The following is a 652-nucleotide window of genomic DNA, read 5'->3' as shown; positions in this document are numbered from 1 at the left end:
CAGCCGCCGAGTGGCAGGACCTCGGCGTGCTCGATGCCGTCCTGGTACCAGACCAGTTCGGCCTCGGTGATGACCTCGGCCGGTGCGGGCCGGAGCACGCGGAACTCGGCCTGCGCGAGAGCGCCCCACTCGGCGGCATCGAGGGTCTTGCCGTAGAGCACGGACAGGTGGAACGTCCAGTCGGCCAATGGTAGTTCGCCGAGGCGTCGGAAGTCCGTGGCATCGAGCGCGGCGGTCAGGGTCGAGTAGGCCGACACGAGCGAGGCGCTGCGGGCGAGGCGGACGATCAGGATTTGCCAGGGCGTGGGGAACTCGTCGACGGCCTCGGCGACGACCTCGATCGGAGACTGCCGTGCTGCCCATGAGCGGATCAGCTCGGCCAGCTTCGCGCGCCGCTCAGGTTCGTAGAACCCTCGGAGCGTGACGTGCCCGGTGTGCGGACGCCGTGCCGGCATGCCGAGGCGCGCGAGCGCAGCATCCTGGACGTCGCGATAGACCTCGCCGACGCCCGCGGTGGGCCGGAGCACGAGGTACTGCTGGCCCTCCAGGCTCGCGAGTTGGTCGGGGGTGTCCATGAACGGTCGGCGCATGCCGAGAGCCTAGGGTCGCGCGTCACCTGTGCGGAAACGGAGACCGAAACACGAACGGCCCC

The 652-nt window shown here is 70.1% G+C and carries 1 protein-coding gene; it reads right to left on the bottom strand.

From position 1 onward, the window contains the following. Positions 1-590: 2'-5' RNA ligase family protein (locus tag ACNPM4_RS03380; RefSeq protein WP_448984695.1), on the bottom strand; the 590-nt coding region annotated here is incomplete at its 3' end. Between the last annotated feature and the right edge of the window lie 62 nt (positions 591-652).

This window comes from Microbacterium umsixpiens, from assembly GCF_053543675.1.
Note: the sequence above shows the minus strand (reverse complement) of the source record. Positions and strands in the feature narration are given on the sequence as shown.